This window comes from Streptomyces sp. NPDC055400, assembly GCF_053644375.1.
Genome location: NZ_JBSHLM010000001.1, coordinates 325494 through 344708, shown reverse-complemented (window position 1 = coordinate 344708; position 19215 = coordinate 325494). Strand labels below are relative to the sequence as shown.

Sequence of the window (19215 nt, the reverse complement as noted above, 5' to 3'; positions counted from 1 at the left end):
ACCGGCTGCGCACTTTGAAGACGAAAGTTTCCACTAGTGAGTGAGACAACGCATGACGGCGGTGTCGCGGTGACCGCGCGTCCGTCGCCCGATGAGGGGCTCTCCCCGGCCGACCTGGCCGCCAAGTACGGTCTGACCGTCAGTGGCGCCAGGCCCGGCCTGTTCGAGTACGTCAGCCAGCTGTGGGGCCGGCGTCACTTCATCCTCGCCTTCTCACAGGCGAAGCTCACCGCCCAGTACAGCCAGGCCAAGCTCGGCCAGCTCTGGCAGGTGGCGACGCCGCTCCTGAACGCGGCCGTGTACTACCTCATCTTCGGCCTCATCCTGCACGCCAGCCGGGGCATGTCGATGGACGTGTACATCCCGTTCCTGGTCACGGGCGTCTTCGTCTTCACCTTCACGCAGAGCTCGGTGATGGCGGGCGTCCGGGCGATCTCGGGCAATCTGGGCCTGGTGCGCGCCCTGCACTTCCCACGGGCCTCGCTGCCGATTTCGTTCGCGCTCCAGCAGCTCCAGCAGCTGCTGTTCTCGATGATCGTCCTGTTCATCGTCGCGGTCGGCTTCGGCAGCTACCCGGGTCTGTCCTGGCTGCTGATCATCCCGGTGCTCGCGCTCCAGTTCCTCTTCAACACCGGACTCGCGCTGATCATGGCGAGGCTGGGCTCGAAGACCCCGGACCTGGCACAGCTCATGCCGTTCGTGATGCGTACGTGGATGTACGCGTCCGGCGTGATGTTCTCCATCCCGATCATGCTGGCCGACAAGCCCGCGTGGGTCGCCGACATCCTGCAGTGGAACCCGGCCGCCATCTACATGGACCTGATGCGCTTCGCGCTCATCGACGGATATGGCTCCGGTAACCTGCCGCCGCACGTGTGGGCGGTCGCGGTCGGCTGGTCGGTACTGGTCGCCGCCGGCGGCTTCGTCTACTTCTGGAAGTCCGAGGAGCGGTACGGCCGTGGCTGACGAAGACATCCTGGGCAGGAACGCGGGCAAGGGACACATCCCGACCGTCATCGCGGACGGCCTGCACATCGTGTACCGCGTCAACGGCGCCAAGACGGGCAAGGGCAGCGCGACCTCCGCGTTGAGCCGCATCGTCAAGCGCGGCGAGGAGCGCGGCGTCCGCAAGGTGCACGCCGTCAAGGGCGTCACCTTCACCGCGTACCGCGGCGAGGCCATCGGCCTGATCGGCTCGAACGGGTCCGGCAAGTCGACCCTGCTGCGCGCCATCGCCGGGCTCCTGCCGGCGGAGAAGGGCAAGGTCTTCACCGACGGCCAGCCCTCGCTCCTCGGTGTGAACGCGGCGCTCATGAACGACCTGACGGGCGAGCGGAACGTCATACTCGGCGGGCTCGCGATGGGCATGTCCCGCGAGCAGATCCGGGAGCGCTACCAGGAGATCGTCGACTTCTCGGGCATCAACGAGAAGGGCGACTTCATCACGCTCCCGATGCGCACCTACTCCTCCGGTATGGCGGCGCGGCTGCGCTTCTCCATCGCGGCCGCGAAGGACCACGACGTCCTCATGATCGACGAGGCCCTGGCCACGGGTGACCGCAAGTTCCAGAAGCGCTCCGAGGCTCGCATCCGGGAGCTGCGCAAGGAGGCCGGCACGGTCTTCCTCGTCAGTCACAACAACAAGTCGATCCGCGACACCTGCGACCGCGTGCTCTGGCTCGAGCGCGGGGAACTGCGTATGGACGGACCGACAGCTGAGGTACTCAAGGAGTACGAGAAGTTCACGGGTAAGTAGTCCGGGCGCCCCCGGGCAACCCTCCGCACCCGTTTCCGCGTCTCAAGGCCCCGCCGGGATATCTTGGCGGGGCCTTGAGACGCGTGTAGGGGGCAATTAATTCCCGCCGAGGTCAAGTGAAGGTCAACTTCCTTACGTGCAGGGAATCTTGGAGCCAATCGGTGTGTTGTTGTGATCTGCGGGAAACCCCGTCGGGGCGGCGCCGGTTGTACAACGTAAGCTGTACCGGTGCCGATTCGCGGCAAAGGGGCGATAATGCGCGACACCCTGACTCGGGGGGCCGGTCTGCCGCGCGTAAGGCGGGGCGGCGTGTCCGAAATAGGATGTTTTGGGTCAGCAGTGTAGAACGGGAGATGTGACGGCAATGGCTATGGAAACTCTCCAGCTCCACGATGCTTTCGCCGTCCTAGTACCGGGCAGCGCGTGGTGACGGGATCATCGGGAGCGCCCGCCGGGTCCCCGGCCGGGGCGACACTCGACAAGGCCGCCGACGAGAATTTTCCGGTGGCCCCCTTTTTCCTGCCCCGGGACTGGCGCGACGACCTCATGGCCGTCTACGGCTTCGCCCGCCTCGTCGACGACATCGGTGACGGCGACCTCGCTCCCGGCGGCGCCGACGCCCGCCTCCTGGGCGTGTCACCCGAACGGGCCGATGACGACCGACTGGCTTTGCTCGACTCCTTCGAGGCCGACCTTCACCGGGTGTTCGAGTCCACCCCCCGTCACCCCCTCCTGCGCGCCCTGCAGCCCACCGTGCACCGCCGCGGCCTCACCCCCGAACCCTTCCTCGGTCTCATCCAGGCCAATCGCCAGGACCAGCTGGTCACGCGCTACGAGACGTACGACGACCTGCTGGCTTACTGCGAGCTCTCCGCCAACCCGGTCGGCCGCCTCGTCCTCGCGATCACCGGCACCGCGACTCCCGAGCGGATCCGCCTCTCGGATTCCGTGTGCACAGGCCTGCAGATCGTCGAACACCTTCAGGACGTCGGCGAGGACCTACGGCAGGGGCGGATCTATCTGCCCGCCGAGGACATGAAACAGTTCCACGTCCAGGAGTCCGATCTCGCCGAACCCACGGCGGGCGCATCGGTGCGCGCCCTGGTCGCGTTCGAGGCCGAACGCGCCCTCGGTCTCCTGAATGAAGGCACCCCCCTCGTGGGTAGCGTCCACGGCAGGCTGAAGCTGCTGCTTGCCGGGTTCGTGGCAGGGGGGAAGGCGGCGGTCACCGCGATCGCCGCCGTTTCGTACGACGTACTTCCTGGACCGCCCAAGCCCACCAAGCTCCGGTTGCTGCGTGAGGTGGGAGCGACTCTGCGAGGAGAGGGGTGAGCCGGACCGTGGAGTCAGACCAGCACGTGTCGGCAGCGGTACTCGCCGCATACAGCTACTGCGAGACCGTGACCGGACAGCAGGCGCGCAACTTCGCCTACGGCATCAGGCTGCTGCCGACGGCCAAGCGGCGGGCCATGTCGGCGGTGTACGCGTTCTCGCGCCGCGTCGACGACATCGGCGACGGAGGGCTGCCGCCGGACGTCAAGGCCGACCGGCTCGACGAGACCCGGGCACTGCTCGCCCGGGTCCGTGACGGCGATGTGGCGGAGGACGACACCGACCCGGTGGGCGTTGCCCTCGCGCATGCCGCGCACCGGTTCCCGATCCCGCTCGGCGGCCTCGACGAACTCATCGACGGTGTCCTGATGGACCTGCGCGGCGAGACGTACGAGACCTGGGACGACCTCAAGGTCTACTGCCGCTGCGTCGCCGGCGCCATCGGCCGGGTCTCGCTCGGCATCTTCGGCACCGAGCCGGGCGCGCGCGGCGCCGAGCGCGCCTCCGAGTACGCGGACACGCTCGGGCTCGCGCTCCAGCTCACGAACATCCTGCGCGACGTGCGGGAGGACGCGGCGGACGGCCGCACCTACCTGCCGGCCGACGACCTCGCCAAGTTCGGCTGCTCGGCCGGGTTCGACGCCCCGACACCGCCGGCGGGCTCGGACTTCGCGGGTCTCGTGCACTTCGAGGTGCGCCGCGCCCGCGCCCTGTTCGCCGAGGGATACCGGCTGCTTCCGCTGCTCGACCGGCGCAGCGGCGCCTGCGTCGCCGCCATGGCCGGCATCTACCGGCGCCTGCTCGACCGCATCGAGCGCGAGCCCGAGGCCGTCCTGCGCGGCCGCGTCTCGCTGCCCGGGCGCGAGAAGGCCTACGTCGCCGTGCGCGGCCTGTCCGGACTCGACGCCCGCAGCGTCTCCCGACAGTCCCTCAGGAGGCGTGTCTGATGAGTACGTCCGACAGAGCGGTCCGCACCGACGGGAAAGGGCGGGCAACCCTCCACGCCGACGCTGCGTCCATGACTTCAGCGGCCTGCCGTGCGTCTTTCAACCATCGCGCGCACACTGACGGAACGGCCGAAGGGGAGGGCGCATGAGCGACGGGAACATGCGGCCCGACGGGCCGGGCGCGAACACCGCCGGCGGCGCCGGACGGCAGACCGCGGTCGTGGTCGGCGGAGGTCTCGCCGGGACCACGGCCGCGCTCGCGCTCGCCGACGCGGGCCTCGATGTCACCCTGCTCGAAGGACGCCCGAGACTGGGCGGCCTCGCGTTCTCCTTCAAGCGCGGTGACCTCACCGTCGACAACGGCCAGCACGTGTACCTGCGCTGCTGCACCGCCTACCGCTGGTTCCTCGACCGCATCGACGGCACGGCCCTGTCGCCCCTGCAGGAACGTCTCGACGTACCCGTACTCGACGCCGACAGGAACCGGCTCGGCAGACTGCGCCGCACCGCGCTGCCCGTGCCGCTGCATCTGGCCGCGAGCCTCGCCACGTATCCGCATCTCTCGCTCGCCGAGCGCGCCAACGTAGGGCGTGCCGCGCTGGCCCTCAAGGGGCTCGACCTGGGCGATCCGGCCCTGGACGAACGGGACTTCGGCAGCTGGCTGGCCGAGCACGGCCAGTCGCGGCGCGCCGTCGAGGCCCTCTGGGACCTGGTGGGCGTCGCCACCCTGAACGCCGTCGCCGGCGAGTCCTCGCTCGGGCTCGCCGCCATGGTGTTCAAGACGGGGCTGCTGTCCGAACCGGGCGCGGCCGACATCGGCTGGGCGCGCGTCCCCCTCGGTGAACTCCACGACACCCTCGCCCGCAAGGCGCTCGACTCCGCGGGCGTACGCACCGAACTCCGCACACGCGTCACCTCCATCTCCCGTACCGAGAACGGGCGTTGGAGCGTGGAGGTTCCCGGGGAGCGGATCGCGGCGGACACCGTCGTCCTCGCCGTGCCCCAGCGCGAGACGTACGACCTGCTGCCCGACGGCGCGCTCGACGACGCCGGGCGGCTGCTCGCCATCGGGACCGCGCCGATCCTCAACCTGCACGTCGTCTACGACCGCAAGGTCCTCAAGCGGCCCTTCTTCACCGCGCTCGGCTCGCCCGTGCAGTGGGTCTTCGACCGCACGGAGGCCTCCGGACTCACCGAGGGGCAGTACCTCGCGGTGTCGCAGTCCGCCGCGCAGGACGACATCGACGAGCCCGTCGCCGTGCTCCGCGAGCGCTACCTGCCCGAGTTCGAGCGGCTGCTGCCCGCCGCGCGGGGCGCCAAGGTACTCGACTTCTTCGTCACCCGGGAGCGCACGGCGACCTTCGCGCCGGCCCCCGGCGTCGGCGCGCTGCGGCCCACGGCCCGCACCAACGCCCCCGGCCTGTACCTGGCCGGCGCGTGGACCGCCACCGGGTGGCCCGCGACCATGGAAAGCGCGGTACGCAGCGGTGTCAGCGCCGCCGATGCCGCTCTCGCCGCACTCGACCGCCCACGCGGTCATCTGTTCCGGGAGGCGGCATGAAGCTCGATCTCCAGGGGGCGGACCAGCCGGCCCCCGGCGACGCAACAAAAGGAGACCCTGTGCCCGCTGTGCCCTCGGCCGAACCGGCTGCCGACGCGGTGGACGTGACCGCGCTGCTCGAGCGCGGCCGGACCCTGGCCACCCCGGTGCTGCGGGCCGCCGTGGACCGCCTCGCACACCCGATGAACACCGTCGCCGCCTATCACTTCGGCTGGATCGACGCGCAGGGCAACCCGGCCGACGGCGACGGCGGCAAGGCCGTGCGCCCCGCGCTCGCCGTGCTGTCCGCCCAGGTCCCGGGCGCGGCACCCGAGGTGGGCGTGCCCGGCGCGGTCGCCGTCGAGCTGGTGCACAACTTCTCGCTCCTGCACGACGACCTGATGGACGGCGACGAACAGCGCCGCCACCGGGACACCGTCTGGAAGGTGCACGGCCCGGCGCAGGCCATCCTCGTCGGCGACGCCCTCTTCGCCCTCGCCAACGAGGTGCTCCTCGAACTCGGCACCGTCGAGGCCGGCCGCGCCACGCGCCGCCTGACCTCCGCCTCGCGCGCCCTCATCGACGGACAGGCGCAGGACATCAGCTACGAGCACCGCGAGCGGGTCACCGTCGAGGAGTGCCTGGAGATGGAGGGCAACAAGACCGGCGCCCTGCTGGCCTGCGCCTCCTCCATCGGCGCCGTGCTCGGCGGCGCCGACGACCGGACCGCGGACCAGCTGGAGAAGTACGGCTACCACCTCGGTCTCGCCTTCCAGGCCGTCGACGACCTGCTCGGCATCTGGGGCGACCCGGAGGCCACCGGCAAGCAGACCTGGAGCGATCTGCGACAGCGCAAGAAGTCACTGCCCGTCGTCGCCGCGCTCGCCGCGGGCGGCCCCGCGTCCGAGCGGCTCGGTGAACTCCTCGCCGCCGACGCGAAGAGCACCGACTTCGACACCTTCTCCGAGGAGGAGTTCGCGGCCCGCGCCGCCCTCATCGAGGAGGCCGGCGGCCGCGACTGGACCGCCGAGGAGGCGCGTCGGCAGTACGCCGTCGCCATCGAGGCCCTGGACTCCGTCCAGATGCAGGACCACGTGCGGGCGCAGTTCGTCGCGCTCGCGGACTTCGTCGTCGTACGAAAGAGATGATCACTATCGGCCGTATATGACTCGCAGTCGCCGGCCGGTGCCCATCCAGGGCATCGGCCGACGGCGGACCCAGCAGAGATCGAGCACTGCACGAAGGGGAAGCCATGACAGCGACGACCGACGGAAGCAGCGGAGCGGCAGCTCCCGGCGCGACCTCGGCCACCACTGCCCGATTGACCGACACGAGCCCGGGGGCGGCCGGGACGCACGACGCCGCCACCCGTTCCGTCCAGCGCGCCACGGACTTCCTGCTCGCCCGGCAGGACGCACAGGGCTGGTGGAAGGGGGACCTCGACACGAACGTCACGATGGACGCCGAGGACCTGCTGCTGCGCCAGTTCCTCGGGATCGGGGACGAGGCGACCACCCGCGCCGCCGGGCTCTTCATCCGCGGTGAACAGCGCGACGACGGCACCTGGGCCACGTTCCACGGCGGCCCGGGCGAACTCTCCACCACCATCGAGGCGTACGTAGCCCTGCGCCTGGCCGGGGACGCCCCCGACGAGCCGCACATGGCGAAGGCCTCCGCCTGGATCCGGGAGCGGGGCGGGATCGCCGCGAGCCGCGTCTTCACCCGCATCTGGCTGGCCCTGTTCGGCTGGTGGAAGTGGGACGACCTGCCCGAACTGCCCCCGGAACTCATCTACTTCCCGAAGTGGATGCCGCTCAACATCTACGACTTCGGCTGCTGGGCCCGCCAGACCATCGTGCCGCTCACGGTCGTCTCCGCGAAGCGCCCGGTGCGGCCCGCGCCCTTCCCGCTCGACGAACTCCACACCGACGCGCACAACCCCAACCCGGCCAAGCCCCTTTCCCCCGTGGCGAGTTGGGACGGCGTCTTCGAGCGGCTCGACAAGGCGATGCACCTGTACCGCAAGGTCGCGCCGCGCAGGCTGCGCAAGACGGCCATGAACTCGGCCGCCCGCTGGATCATCGAGCGCCAGGAGAACGACGGCTGCTGGGGCGGCATCCAGCCCCCGGCGGTGTACTCCGTCATCGCCCTCCACCTGCTCGGCTACGACCTCGAACACCCGGTGATGAAGGCGGGGCTGGAGTCCCTCGACCGGTTCGCCGTGTGGCGCGAGGACGGGGCCCGGATGATCGAGGCCTGCCAGTCGCCCGTATGGGACACCTGCCTCGCTGTCATCGCCCTCGCCGACGCCGGCCTGCCCGCCGACCACCCCCGGCTCGTCAAGGCCGCCGACTGGATGCTCCAGGAGCAGATCGACCGGCCCGGCGACTGGTCCGTCCGCAGGCCCCAACTCGCGTCCGGCGGCTGGGCGTTCGAGTTCCACAACGACAACTACCCCGACATCGACGACACCGCCGAGGTCGTCCTCGCGCTGCGCCGCGTCCGGCACCCGGACAGGCCGCGCATGGAGAAGGCCATCGAGCGGGGCGTGCGCTGGAACCTCGGCATGCAGTCGAAGAACGGCGCCTGGGCCGCCTTCGACGTCGACAACACCAGCCCGTTCCCGAACCGGCTGCCGTTCTGCGACTTCGGCGAGGTCATCGACCCCCCGTCCGCGGACGTCACCGGACACGTGGTGGAGATGCTCGCCGTCGAGGGCATGTCGCACGACCCGCGCACCCGGCGCGGCATCGAGTGGCTGCTCGCCGAACAGGAGCCGAACGGCGCCTGGTTCGGCCGCTGGGGCGTCAACTACGTATACGGAACAGGGTCGGTGCTGCCCGCCCTGACCGCCGCCGGGCTGCCCGCCTCGCACCCCGCCGTCCGCCGCGCCGTCGCCTGGCTCGCATCCGTCCAGAACGACGACGGCGGCTGGGGCGAGGACCTGCGCTCCTACCGCTACGAGGACTGGAAGGGCCACGGCGCCTCGACCGCCTCACAGACCGGCTGGGCGCTGATGGCACTCCTGTCGGCGGGGGAGCGGGACTCCAAGGCCGTCGAGCGAGGAGTCGCCTGGCTGACCGAGACCCAGCTGGAGGACGGCACCTGGGACGAGCCGTACTTCACCGGCACCGGCTTCCCGTGGGACTTCTCGATCAACTATCACCTCTACCGCCACGTCTTCCCGCTCACGGCACTGGGCCGGTACGTCCACGGGGAGCCGTTCGCCGATCAGGCGGCCTTGACGGGCAAGGGGAGCTGATGACCGGATCACCGGCGGCCCCGCGCCCGCCGGACGCCGCCCCGCTGCTGGTCGCCTGCGCGCTCGGCATCGAGTACCTCGCCCTGCGCACCGGCGCCCGCACCGGAGCACCGGCCCACGTCACCGTGCTGCGCACGGGCATGGGGCCCAAGGCGGCCGAGCGGTCCGTGGCCGAGGCCCTCGAGGCTCCCGCCCTGCACGAGGCGGCCGTCGTCGCGACCGGCTTCTGTGCCGGTCTCGCCCCCGGCATGCACCCGGGCGACCTGGTCGTCGCCGAGGAGACCCGCGACACGGACGGCTCCACGCCGTGCACCGGAACGGAACTCCTCGTCAAGGAGCTGGTCAGGGCGGTACCGGGACGGACCGTGCACACCGGTCCGCTCACCGGCTCCGACCATGTCGTGCGCGGACACGAGCGCGGCGACCTGCTCGCCACGGGCGCGATCGCCGTGGACATGGAGTCCGCGGCCACGCTGCGCACGGCGGCCGCGCTGGGCCCGCGTCCGGTTGCGGCCGTACGGGTGGTCGTGGACGCTCCAGAACATGAACTCGTCCGTATCGGCACGGTGCGCGGTGGAATATCAGCTTTCCGCGTTCTCCGTGCCGTGCTTCCCGCATTTTTCGAATGGCACCGTTCTTTGCTGCTCCCCCGGAGGTGAGCCAGATGGCCATGCCGCTTCGCCAGTCCATCAAGGTCGCGACGTACCTCTTTGAACAGAAGGTTCGCAAGCGCGACAAGTTCCCGCTCATTGTCGAACTGGAGCCGCTGTACGCCTGCAATCTCAAGTGCGAGGGCTGCGGAAAGATCCAGCATCCCGCCGGAGTGCTGAAGCAGAGGATGCCCGTGGCGCAGGCCGTGGGCGCCGTCCTGGAGTCCGGCGCGCCGATGGTGTCCATCGCCGGCGGCGAGCCGCTCATGCATCCGCACGTCGACGAGATCGTCCGGCAGCTGGTGGCGAAGAAGAAGTACGTCTTCCTCTGCACGAACGCGTTGCTCATGCGCAAGAAGATGGACAAGTTCACGCCCTCGCCGTACTTCGCCTTCACGGTGCACATCGACGGGATGCGCGAGCGTCACGACGAGTCCGTCGCCAAGGAAGGCGTCTTCGACGAGGCGGTGGAGGCGATCAAGGAGGCCAAGAAGCGGGGCTTCCGTGTCACCACGAACTCCACCTTCTTCAACACGGACACCCCGCAGAACATCATCGAGGTCCTGAACTACCTCAACGACGACCTCGAGGTGGACGAGATGATGCTCTCGCCCGCCTACGCCTACGAGAAGGCGCCCGACCAGGAGCACTTCCTGGGCGTGGAGCAGACCCGCGAGCTCTTCAAGAAGGCCTTCGCGGGCGGCAACAGGCGCCGCTGGCGTCTCAACCACTCGCCGCTGTTCCTCGACTTCCTCGAGGGCAAGGTCGACTTCCCGTGCACGGCGTGGGCGATCCCGAACTACTCGCTCTTCGGCTGGCAGAAGCCCTGCTACCTGATGGCGGACGGGTACGTCACCACGTACAAGGACCTCATCGAGAAGACCGACTGGGACGCCTACGGGCGCGGCAAGGACGAGCGCTGCAACAACTGCATGGCGCACTGCGGTTACGAGCCGACGGCCGTCCTCGCCACGATGGGCTCGCTCAAGGAGTCCATCCGCGCCGCCCGCGAGACCGTCTCAGGGAATCGGGGCTGATACCCCATGAACTCCGGAGAGCCCGTCTCACTTGGGCTCCCTTCGCTGCCGGTCCGACCGATCGCCGACCGCAGAACGAGTCGGCAGATCCACGTCGGACCGGTGGCAGTGGGGGGCGGAGCGCCGGTGTCCGTGCAGTCGATGACAACGACACGGACCTCGGACATCGGGGCCACGCTGCAGCAGATCGCCGAACTGACGGCGTCCGGCTGCCAGATCGTGCGGGTGGCGTGCCCCACGCAGGACGACGCGGACGCGCTCGCGACGATCGCGAGGAAGTCGCAGATCCCGGTCATCGCGGACATCCACTTCCAGCCGAAGTACGTCTTCGCCGCCATCGAGGCGGGCTGCGCGGCGGTCCGGGTGAACCCGGGCAACATCAAGCAGTTCGACGACAAGGTCAAGGAGATCGCGCAGGCGGCCAAGGACCACGGCACCCCCATCCGTATCGGGGTCAACGCCGGTTCCCTGGACGCCCGGCTGCTGAAGAAGTACGGAAAGGCGACGCCCGAGGCGCTCGTCGAGTCGGCGCTGTGGGAGGCGTCCCTCTTCGAGGAGCACGGGTTCAGCGACATCAAGATCTCGGTCAAGCACAACGACCCTGTGGTGATGGTGAACGCCTACCGGCAGCTCGCCGCTGCCAGTGACTATCCGCTGCATCTCGGCGTGACCGAGGCGGGCCCGGCGTTCCAGGGCACCATCAAGTCCGCCGTCGCCTTCGGCGCGCTGCTGAGTGAGGGGATCGGCGACACGATCCGCGTCTCGCTGTCCGCGCCGCCGGTCGAGGAGATCAAGGTCGGCATCCAGATCCTGGAGTCGCTGGGGCTGCGCGAGCGGCGCCTGGAGATCGTGTCGTGCCCGTCGTGCGGGCGGGCGCAGGTCGACGTCTACAAGCTGGCCGACGAGGTCTCCGCGGGCCTCGACGGGATGGAGGTGCCCCTTCGGGTCGCCGTCATGGGGTGTGTGGTGAACGGTCCCGGCGAGGCGCGCGAGGCGGATCTCGGCGTCGCGTCGGGCAACGGCAAGGGCCAGATCTTCGTGAAGGGCGAGGTCATCAAGACCGTCCCAGAGTCGAAGATCGTCGAGACCCTCATCGAAGAGGCGATGAAGATCGCCGAGCAGATGACGGACGCCGGGGCGGCCTCGGGCGCTCCCGACGTCACCGTGAGCTGAGGACAACCGGAGAGGGGGCCCGAGCGTGACAATTCTGGAAAGCATCCGGGGGCCGCGCGATCTGAAGGCGCTGAGCGAGGAACAGCTCGGCGAACTGGCCGCGGAGATCAGGGAGTTCCTGATCCACGCGGTCGCGAGGACCGGCGGTCACCTGGGACCCAACCTCGGGGTGGTGGAGCTCTCGATGGCCCTGCACCGGGTCTTCGAGTCGCCGGTCGACCGGATCCTGTGGGACACCGGCCACCAGAGCTACGTACACAAGATGCTGACGGGGCGTCAGGACTTCTCGAAACTGCGCGGGAAGGGGGGCCTGTCCGGCTACCCCTCGCGCGAGGAGTCCGAGCACGACGTCATCGAGAACAGCCACGCGTCCACCGCGCTCGGCTGGGCGGACGGCCTCGCCAAGGCCAACCAGGTCCTGGGCGAGCGGGGCCACGTCGTCGCCGTCATAGGAGACGGGGCGCTCACCGGCGGCATGGCCTGGGAGGCGCTCAACAACATCGCGGCCGCCAAGGACCGCCCGCTGATCATCGTCGTCAACGACAACGAACGGTCCTACGCCCCGACCATCGGCGGACTCGCCAACCACCTGGCGGCCCTGCGCACCACCGACAGCTACGAGAAGGTCCTGGCCTGGGGCAAGGACGTCCTCCTGCGCACCCCGGTCATCGGACACACCGTGTACGAGTCCCTGCACGGCGCCAAGAAGGGGTTCAAGGACGCCTTCGCGCCCCAGGGCATGTTCGAGGACCTGGGGCTCAAGTACGTGGGGCCCATCGACGGGCACGACCTCGGCGCGGTCGAGTCCGCGCTGCGGCGTGCGAAACGGTTCCACGGGCCCGTGCTCGTGCACTGCCTCACCGAGAAGGGCCGCGGCTACGAGCCCGCCCTCGCGGACGAGGCCGACCGGTTCCACACCGTCGGCGTGATGGACCCGCTCACCTGCGAGCCGCTCGCGCCGTCCAACGGCCCTTCCTGGACCTCGGTGTTCGGCGACGAGATCGCCCGCATCGGACGGGAGCGCGACGACGTCGTGGCGATCACCGCGGCGATGCTGCACCCGGTCGGACTCACCAAGTTCGCCGAGGAGTTCCCCGGCCGGGTGTGGGACGTGGGGATCGCCGAGCAGCACGCGGCGGTCTCGGCGGCCGGACTCGCGACGGGTGGCCTCCACCCGGTCGTCGCCGTCTACGCCACCTTCCTCAACCGCGCCTTCGACCAGCTCCTCATGGATGTGGCGCTGCACAACTGCGGCGTGACCTTCGTCCTCGACCGGGCGGGCGTGACCGGCGTCGACGGCGCCTCGCACAACGGCATGTGGGACATGTCCGTCCTCCAGGTCGTACCGGGCCTGCGCATCGCCGCACCCCGCGACGCCGAGCAACTGCGGGCCCAGCTCCGCGAAGCGGTCACCGTGGACGACGCCCCGACACTGATCCGCTTCCCGAAGGAGTCCGTCGGCCCCGAGATCCCGGCGGTCGACCGGATCGGCGGCCTCGACGTACTGCACCGGGCCGACGACCCCGACGTACTCCTCGTCTCCGTCGGCGTGATGGCGCCGGTGTGCCTCCAGGTCGCGGAACTCCTGGCAGCGCGCGGCATCAACTGCACGGTCGTGGACCCGCGCTGGGTCAAACCCGTCGACCCGGACCTCGCGCCGCTCGCCGCACGGCACCGGCTCGTCGCCGTCGTCGAGGACAACAGCAAGGCGGCCGGCGTCGGCTCCGCCGTGGCGCTCGCGCTCGGCGAGGCCGAAGTCGACGTACCCGTACGGCGGTTCGGGATCCCCGACCAGTTCCTCGCGCACGCCAAGCGCGGTGAAGTGCTCGCGGACATCGGGCTCACGCCCGTCGAGATCGCCGGGCGGATCGGCACCAGCATGGCCCGCAGGGCCGAGACGGCGGCCCTCGTGGCCGGCAAGGAGAGCGACGACGTATGAGCAAGGAGTTCGATCTCGCACGACTCCTGGCCGACCGCGGCGCCGAGCGCTACGAGCTGCACGCCAAGTACCTCAACCACCAGCTCCCGCGCATGCTGCACACCATCGGCTTCGACAAGGTCTACGAGCGGGCGGAAGGCGCCTACTTCTGGGACGAGGACGGCAACGACTACCTGGACATGCTCGCCGGGTTCGGCGTGATGGGCCTCGGCCGTCACCACCCCGTCGTCCGCAAGGCGCTGCACGACGTCCTCGACGCCTCGCTCGCCGACCTCACCCGCTTCGACTGCCAGCCGCTGCCGGGCCTGCTCGCCGAGCGGCTCCTCGCGCACAGCCCGCACCTGGACCGGGTCTTCTTCGGCAACAGCGGCACGGAGGCCGTCGAGACGGCGCTGAAGTTCGCCCGGTACGCGACGGGCAGGCCAAGGGTCCTGTACTGCGGTCACGCCTTCCACGGGCTGACCACCGGGTCTCTGTCCGTGAACGGCGAGTCCGGATTCCGGGACGGCTTCGCGCCGCTCCTGCCGGACACCGCCGTGCCGCTCGGCGACCTCGACGCCCTGCGCGCGGAGCTCGCGAAGGGCGACGTCGCCGGGCTGATCGTCGAGCCCATCCAGGGCAAGGGCGTCCACGAGGCGCCCCCCGGCTATCTGCGCGCCGCTCAGGAGCTGCTCCACCAGCACAAGGCCCTGCTCATCGCGGACGAGGTGCAGAGCGGCCTCGGCAGGACGGGCGACTTCTACGCGTACCAGCACGACGAGGGCGTCGAACCCGACCTCGTATGCGTGGCGAAGGCGCTCTCCGGCGGCTATGTGCCCGTCGGCGCGACGCTCGGCAAGGACTGGATCTTCAAGAAGGTCTACTCGTCCATGGACCGGGTCCTGGTGCACTCGGCCAGCTTCGGCTCGAACGCGCAGGCCATGGCCGCGGGCCTTGCCGTGCTCTCCGTGATGGAGAACGAGGAGGTCGTCGCGAACGCCCGGGCGACCGGTGAGCTGCTGAAGTCCCGGCTCGCCGCCCTGGTCGACCGCTACGAGCTGCTGAGCGACGTACGCGGCCGCGGCCTGATGATCGGCATCGAGTTCGGGCGGCCGAAGTCGCTGAAGCTGCGCAGCCGCTGGACGATGCTCCAGGCCGCGCGCAAGGGCCTCTTCGCGCAGATGGTCGTCGTGCCGCTGCTCCAGAAGCACCGGATCCTCACGCAGGTGTCCGGCGACCATCTGGAGGTCATCAAGCTGATCCCGCCGCTGATCATCGGGGAGCACGAGGTGGACCGCTTCGTCGAGGCGTTCACGGCCGTCATGGACGACGCGCACTCGGGCGGCGGGCTGATGTGGGACTTCGGCAAGACGCTGGTGAAGCAGGCGGTGGCCAACCGCTGACCGCTTCGTAGGGGCACCTCTCGGATTCGAAGGGGTGCCTCTGGAAGAGGGCTGTGTTTGCCTCTGGGGCAATAAATTTGCCCCAGAGGCACGGCTCTGGCTCAATCGACGGTATGAGCCCTGCCCCTCCGGAGCCGGCTCCGGAACCCACGGAGCTGCCCGCCGTCGCCCCGCAGCTGCGCGAACTACGGCGCCGCGCCGCCCTGACCCTGGAGGCCGCGGCCCGTGCCGCCGGGCTCTCGCCCGCGCACCTCTCCCGCCTGGAGACGGGCCGCCGTCAGCCCTCGCTCCCGATGCTGCTCGCCCTCGCCCGCACCTACGGTACGACGGTCTCCGAACTCCTGGGCGAGACGCCCGCCGACCGGGACGCGGTCGTGCGCTCCGGGGACATGGAGGCCACCGAGGCGGGCGGCTGGATCTACCGGCAGGCGGGCGCCTCCGGACGCGGCATGCAGGCGCTGCGCGTCCACGTGCCGTTCGGCGCCCAGGGCGACATCGTGCGCGTCCACCCCGGTGAGGAGTGGCTGTACGTCCTCGAAGGGCGGCTGCGGCTGCGGCTCGGGGACGCCGCGTACGCGCTCGCGCCGGGGGACAGCGCGCACTTCGACTCGCTCACCCCGCACCGGATCGCCGCCGCCGACCGCGACGGCGCCGAGCTCCTCTTCGTACACACCCTGCTGCAGAGCCCGTCCGCCGCGCTGTGCCTCGGCCCGGTGGCGGGCGGCGGCGAACGGCCCCAGGGAGGCCCTCAATGAGTGCACAGCCGAACGACATGACCGAGCCCGAGCCGCAGCCCGCCCGGCGTGACATCGAGGACAAGCTCCCGCGCGGCATCTGGGTGCGCCTGCTGGTCTACATCTTCGCCGGGCACCTCGTCGCGGGCTTCATCTATCTGCTGTTCACGCTGGGGGCGTCACGCGGGTGACGCCCCTCACCCGGTCTGTCGGTCCCGGTCTCAGTCGAGAAGGCGCTCGCGCAGCCGCTCGCGCTGGGCGGGGGACAGCTTGAGGCCCTCCTCCAGGTAGCGGTCGGTGGAACCCCACGTCTGCGCGACCGTCTCGAAGGCGGCGGCCAGGTAGGTGGCGCGGGCGTCGAACAGAGGGCTCAGCAGCTCCATGACCTCGGGGGACATCGCGTCCTTCGAGGCGCTGCCGCGGTGCACCTTGTAGCGGCGGTGCACCGCGTTCGACTCCAGGTAGTCCGCCTCGATGGCGTCGCGCTCCACACCCACGGCCAGGAGGGTGACCGCTATCGAGAGGCCCGCGCGGTCCTTGCCGGCCGCGCAGTGCATGAGCGCGGGCACGCTGTCCTCGGCGAGGGAGTGCAGCACCTGGCTGTGCTCGGCGGTGCGCTCCGCGATGATCGCCCGGTACGACGTGATCATGCGGTCCGCGGCCTGGCCCTCGGAGAGGGCGGCGCGCAGCTCGTCGAGATTGCCGTCGCGCACCATCTGCCAGAACTCGGCGCCGTCCGCGGGGTCGGTCAGCGGCAGGTTCACGTTCCGCACGCCGGGCAGCGTGACGTCAGGGCCTTCGAGGCGCTGGTCGGCGGCGTTGCGGAAGTCGAAGATCGTGTGCAGCCCGAGCGAGGAGAGGAACGCGGCGTCCTCGTCCGTGGCGTGCGCGAGGTGACCGCTGCGGAACAGCACGCCCTGCTTGACTCGACGGCCGTCCACGGTCGGGAGACCACCCACGTCGCGGAAGTTGCGCACTCCGGCCAACTCGGGCTCGGTGGACGGGACCTGCTGCGTCACGGGGGCTCCTCCCGGTCGGCCGCGGCGCTGCTCGCCTGCGGGCGCCTTTGACGATACGACACGGCTGCCAGGGGCAACCATGTGAGAGGCGGCAGGTGATTGCATGCCAGATGCCCGAAATGAGGCGATACCTAACTAATTGCGTTCTACGAAATAACTGGCCCCGCAATGCGCCTATATGGTGACCAATGCGTGAGCAGGGTCATAGCCGTGACCGTACGTGGCGGCCGGGCCGAATGAGTTTCCAGTAGGTATCGCAGTCGCAAAGATCGTAAATAGACGGAGCGTGACGGCTTTTTCCGGAAAGGGCCATTTAAGGATCAAGAACCGGAATGCCCGGGGGGATTCGCGCCTTGTCCCCGCGCTCCCCGCTCGCTTACGTTCAGCGCAATCCGGACGGACCGCCTCATCCTGCCGCCGCCCGGAATCCGCACATCGATCCGTGCTCGGCAGGAGCGGGGGACCCAGGTAGACCGCCGTGTCCGGCACACCGGCCACGGCTCGGGGTGAAGCCGTGCCCGAAAGGGGTGCGGCCGGGCAGCTCCAGCCCGAACCCGACAGCTCACCTCGCAGGCGACGGAGAGGAACCCCCCATGCCCGCGAAGGGTAAGCACCGCCGTCCCAAGTCCCAGCGCTTCGCGCGCTCGATCGCCGTCGCCGCAACGGGCGGCGTCGCGCTCGCGCTGCCGCTGATGGGTGCCGCCGACGCCCACCCCGCGACCCCCGCGGCCGCCCACTCGGTCGCGCAGGCCGTCGCCGCTCCCGCCGCGGCCAAGACCTACGTCGTGAAGGCCGGGGACACCCTTTCGAAGATCGCCGACGAGCAGAACGTCAGCGGCGGCTGGAAGAAGCTCTACTCCGGCAACCGCTCGGTCATCGGTGGCGACCCGTCCGTGATCCGCCCGGGCCTGAAGCTGACGATCGGCCAGAAGGCCGCGGCCCCCGCCACCCAGGCCGCCGCGCCCAAGGCCGCGGCGGCGACCACCACGGGTTCCGGCTACGTGCTGCCCGTCCAGGGCGCCTCCATCGGCACGGCGTACAAGACCGCGGGCGCCATGTGGTCCAGCGGTTACCACACCGGTGTCGACTTCGTGATCCCGACGGGCACCCCGCTCAAGGCCATCGCCGCGGGCACGGTCGTGTCGGCCGGCCTCGACGGCGCGTACGGCAATGAGGTCGTCATCCAGCACGCCGACGGCAAGTACTCGCAGTACGCCCACATGTCGTCCCTCTCCGTCTCGTCCGGGCAGACCGTGACCGAGGGCCAGCAGATAGGCCTCTCCGGCGCGACCGGCAATGTCACGGGTCCGCACCTGCACTTCGAGATCCGCAGCACCCCGAGCTACGGCTCGGACATGGACCCGGTCGCGTACCTCCGTGCGCACGGGGTCTCTCTCTGACCTCGATGGCGTGACGTCGCTCTGTCCCTGACGGTGTGACGTGAAGGGGCGGGTCCGGTTCCGGGCCCGCCCCTTCGTCGTATCCTCCGCCGCGTCCCGTCGTATTCCTGAAATCGCGAAACTGACCGGGTGGGCTATATCACCACCCGTCAACCCCTTCCTACGGTCGCGTAGGTCACATCGCAGGGTGAAAGATGTGTGGTCGTGGCAAACGAATCGAGATCACTCAGCGGCGGCACGATTCGGTCCTACGCGGCGGTGGGGGACAGCTTCACCGAAGGCGTCGGGGACCCCGGTCCCGACGGGGCCTTCGTGGGCTGGGCCGACCGTCTCGCCGTCCTCCTGGACGACCGGACCCCCGAGCACTCCTTCCGGTACGCGAACCTCGCCGTGCGCGGCAAGCTCCTCGACCAGATCGTGGAGGACCAGCTCCCGCGAGCCGTCGAACTCGCCCCGGACCTGGTGACCTTCGCCGCCGGCGGCAACGACATCATCCGTCCCGGCACCGACCCCGACGACGTCGCGGAGCGCTTCGAGAAGGCCGTGGCCCGGCTGACCTCCGCCGTCGGCACGGTCATGGTGACCACCGGCTTCGACACCCGGGACGTCCCGGTCCTCAAGCATCTGCGCGGCAAGATAGCGACGTACAACGGGCATGTGCGCGCGGTCGCCGACCGCTACGGCTGCCCGGTGCTCGACCTGTGGTCCCTCAAGACCGTCCAGGACCGCCGTGCCTGGGACGACGACCGGCTGCACCTCTCGCCCGAGGGTCATACGCGGGTCGCGCTGCGGGCGGGGCAGGCGCTCGGCGTCGAGGTGCCGGCGGACCCGGACCAGCCGTGGCCGGCGCAGCCGCCGCGCGGCACGCTGGAGGTCCGGCGCGACGACATCCACTGGGCGCGGGAGTTCCTGGTGCCGTGGATCGGCCGACGGCTGCGGGGCGAGTCGTCCGGGGATCATGTGGCGGCGAAGCGGCCGGACTTGCTGCCGCTCTGACGGGAACGGCGCGCGTCATGGGGGAGCTTGCCCTTGAGGGCGGCTCCC

At 70.1% G+C, this 19215-nt stretch carries 18 protein-coding genes and 1 riboswitch; of the genes, 17 read left to right on the top strand and 1 reads right to left on the bottom strand.

Annotation, left to right across the window (positions count from 1 at the left end):
• Positions 1 to 36 precede the first annotated feature (36 nt).
• The 15 genes from ACWIGU_RS01460 (at position 37) to ACWIGU_RS01390 (ending at position 15943) form a co-directional block, all read left to right on the top strand.
• The gene (locus ACWIGU_RS01460) at positions 37 to 966 is read left to right on the top strand and encodes an ABC transporter permease (protein WP_454396245.1); all 930 of its coding nucleotides are present in this window, start codon (positions 37 to 39) and stop codon (positions 964 to 966) included.
• On the top strand, positions 959 to 1756 hold the full coding sequence (locus ACWIGU_RS01455; RefSeq protein WP_356271473.1) for an ABC transporter ATP-binding protein: 798 nt from the start codon (positions 959 to 961) through the stop codon (positions 1754 to 1756). The genes ACWIGU_RS01460 and ACWIGU_RS01455 overlap by 8 nt, the downstream gene beginning before the upstream one ends.
• Before the next feature lie 426 nt (positions 1757 to 2182).
• On the top strand, positions 2183 to 3088 hold the full coding sequence (gene hpnC / locus ACWIGU_RS01450) for a squalene synthase HpnC (RefSeq protein WP_454397220.1): 906 nt from the start codon (positions 2183 to 2185) through the stop codon (positions 3086 to 3088).
• Positions 3085 to 4035, top strand: coding sequence for a presqualene diphosphate synthase HpnD (gene hpnD, locus ACWIGU_RS01445; protein WP_100591694.1), 951 nt, complete (start codon positions 3085 to 3087; stop codon positions 4033 to 4035). Before hpnC ends, hpnD begins: the two co-directional genes overlap by 4 nt.
• Entirely contained in the window at positions 4035 to 4184 is a 150-nt protein-coding gene (locus ACWIGU_RS01440) for a DUF6380 family protein (protein ID WP_454396243.1), read from the top strand. The genes hpnD and ACWIGU_RS01440 overlap by 1 nt, the downstream gene beginning before the upstream one ends.
• Positions 4181 to 5596, top strand: a complete 1416-nt coding sequence (gene hpnE / locus ACWIGU_RS01435) for a hydroxysqualene dehydroxylase HpnE (RefSeq protein ID WP_454396241.1) — start codon at positions 4181 to 4183, stop codon at positions 5594 to 5596. The genes ACWIGU_RS01440 and hpnE overlap by 4 nt, the downstream gene beginning before the upstream one ends.
• Entirely contained in the window at positions 5593 to 6723 is a 1131-nt protein-coding gene (locus ACWIGU_RS01430; protein ID WP_454396239.1) for a polyprenyl synthetase family protein, read from the top strand. Before hpnE ends, ACWIGU_RS01430 begins: the two co-directional genes overlap by 4 nt.
• A gap of 104 nt (positions 6724 to 6827) precedes the next feature.
• Positions 6828 to 8837 carry a squalene--hopene cyclase gene (gene shc / locus ACWIGU_RS01425; RefSeq protein ID WP_454396237.1) on the top strand — a complete coding sequence of 670 codons (2010 nt, stop codon included), beginning with the start codon at positions 6828 to 6830 and terminating at the stop codon, positions 8835 to 8837.
• Positions 8837 to 9496, top strand: coding sequence for a phosphorylase family protein (locus tag ACWIGU_RS01420; RefSeq protein ID WP_454396235.1), 660 nt, complete (start codon positions 8837 to 8839; stop codon positions 9494 to 9496). Before shc ends, ACWIGU_RS01420 begins: the two co-directional genes overlap by 1 nt.
• 5 nt (positions 9497 to 9501) lie before the next feature.
• Positions 9502 to 10524, top strand: coding sequence for an adenosyl-hopene transferase HpnH (gene hpnH, locus ACWIGU_RS01415; RefSeq protein ID WP_454396234.1), 1023 nt, complete (start codon positions 9502 to 9504; stop codon positions 10522 to 10524).
• Between the two features lie 6 nt (positions 10525 to 10530).
• Positions 10531 to 11697, top strand: a complete 1167-nt coding sequence (gene ispG, locus ACWIGU_RS01410; RefSeq protein WP_454396232.1) for a flavodoxin-dependent (E)-4-hydroxy-3-methylbut-2-enyl-diphosphate synthase — start codon at positions 10531 to 10533, stop codon at positions 11695 to 11697.
• Between the two features lie 25 nt (positions 11698 to 11722).
• Positions 11723 to 13636: a 1-deoxy-D-xylulose-5-phosphate synthase gene (gene dxs, locus ACWIGU_RS01405; RefSeq protein WP_454396231.1), complete on the top strand. Its 1914-nt coding sequence runs from the start codon at positions 11723 to 11725 to the stop codon at positions 13634 to 13636.
• Positions 13633 to 15018, top strand: a complete 1386-nt coding sequence (locus tag ACWIGU_RS01400; RefSeq protein WP_454396229.1) for an aspartate aminotransferase family protein — start codon at positions 13633 to 13635, stop codon at positions 15016 to 15018. The genes dxs and ACWIGU_RS01400 overlap by 4 nt, the downstream gene beginning before the upstream one ends.
• A gap of 113 nt (positions 15019 to 15131) precedes the next feature.
• On the top strand, positions 15132 to 15773 hold the full coding sequence (locus ACWIGU_RS01395) for a helix-turn-helix domain-containing protein (RefSeq protein WP_454396227.1): 642 nt from the start codon (positions 15132 to 15134) through the stop codon (positions 15771 to 15773).
• On the top strand, positions 15770 to 15943 hold the full coding sequence (locus tag ACWIGU_RS01390; RefSeq protein ID WP_454396225.1) for a DUF6126 family protein: 174 nt from the start codon (positions 15770 to 15772) through the stop codon (positions 15941 to 15943). Before ACWIGU_RS01395 ends, ACWIGU_RS01390 begins: the two co-directional genes overlap by 4 nt.
• 30 nt (positions 15944 to 15973) lie before the next feature.
• On the opposite strand, the gene ACWIGU_RS01385 is transcribed toward ACWIGU_RS01390, so the two are convergent.
• Positions 15974 to 16771, bottom strand: a complete 798-nt coding sequence (locus ACWIGU_RS01385) for a tyrosine-protein phosphatase (protein ID WP_454396223.1) — start codon at positions 16769 to 16771, stop codon at positions 15974 to 15976.
• A 408-nt stretch (positions 16772 to 17179) separates the two neighbouring features.
• Positions 17180 to 17360, top strand: a riboswitch (cyclic di-AMP (ydaO/yuaA leader).
• Positions 17361 to 17364: 4 nt separating this feature from the next.
• Here ACWIGU_RS01385 and ACWIGU_RS01380 point away from each other — a divergent pair.
• Entirely contained in the window at positions 17365 to 18171 is an 807-nt protein-coding gene (locus ACWIGU_RS01380; RefSeq protein ID WP_454396221.1) for a M23 family metallopeptidase, read from the top strand.
• A 204-nt stretch (positions 18172 to 18375) separates the two neighbouring features.
• Positions 18376 to 19167, top strand: coding sequence for an SGNH/GDSL hydrolase family protein (locus ACWIGU_RS01375; RefSeq protein ID WP_227298375.1), 792 nt, complete (start codon positions 18376 to 18378; stop codon positions 19165 to 19167).
• Positions 19168 to 19215: the final 48 nt, after the last annotated feature.

Coding starts and splice junctions, on each gene's coding strand:
- ACWIGU_RS01390 (WP_454396225.1), top strand. CDS start 15,770: ATGAGTGCACAGCCGAACGACATGACCGAGCCCGAGCCGCAGCCCGCC.
- hpnE (WP_454396241.1), top strand. CDS start 4,181: ATGAGCGACGGGAACATGCGGCCCGACGGGCCGGGCGCGAACACCGCC.
- shc (WP_454396237.1), top strand. CDS start 6,828: ATGACAGCGACGACCGACGGAAGCAGCGGAGCGGCAGCTCCCGGCGCG.
- ACWIGU_RS01430 (WP_454396239.1), top strand. CDS start 5,593: ATGAAGCTCGATCTCCAGGGGGCGGACCAGCCGGCCCCCGGCGACGCA.
- ACWIGU_RS01395 (WP_454396227.1), top strand. CDS start 15,132: ATGAGCCCTGCCCCTCCGGAGCCGGCTCCGGAACCCACGGAGCTGCCC.
- ACWIGU_RS01400 (WP_454396229.1), top strand. CDS start 13,633: ATGAGCAAGGAGTTCGATCTCGCACGACTCCTGGCCGACCGCGGCGCC.
- ACWIGU_RS01440 (WP_454396243.1), top strand. CDS start 4,035: ATGAGTACGTCCGACAGAGCGGTCCGCACCGACGGGAAAGGGCGGGCA.
- ACWIGU_RS01380 (WP_454396221.1), top strand. CDS start 17,365: ATGCCCGCGAAGGGTAAGCACCGCCGTCCCAAGTCCCAGCGCTTCGCG.
- hpnH (WP_454396234.1), top strand. CDS start 9,502: ATGGCCATGCCGCTTCGCCAGTCCATCAAGGTCGCGACGTACCTCTTT.
- ACWIGU_RS01420 (WP_454396235.1), top strand. CDS start 8,837: ATGACCGGATCACCGGCGGCCCCGCGCCCGCCGGACGCCGCCCCGCTG.
- ispG (WP_454396232.1), top strand. CDS start 10,531: ATGAACTCCGGAGAGCCCGTCTCACTTGGGCTCCCTTCGCTGCCGGTC.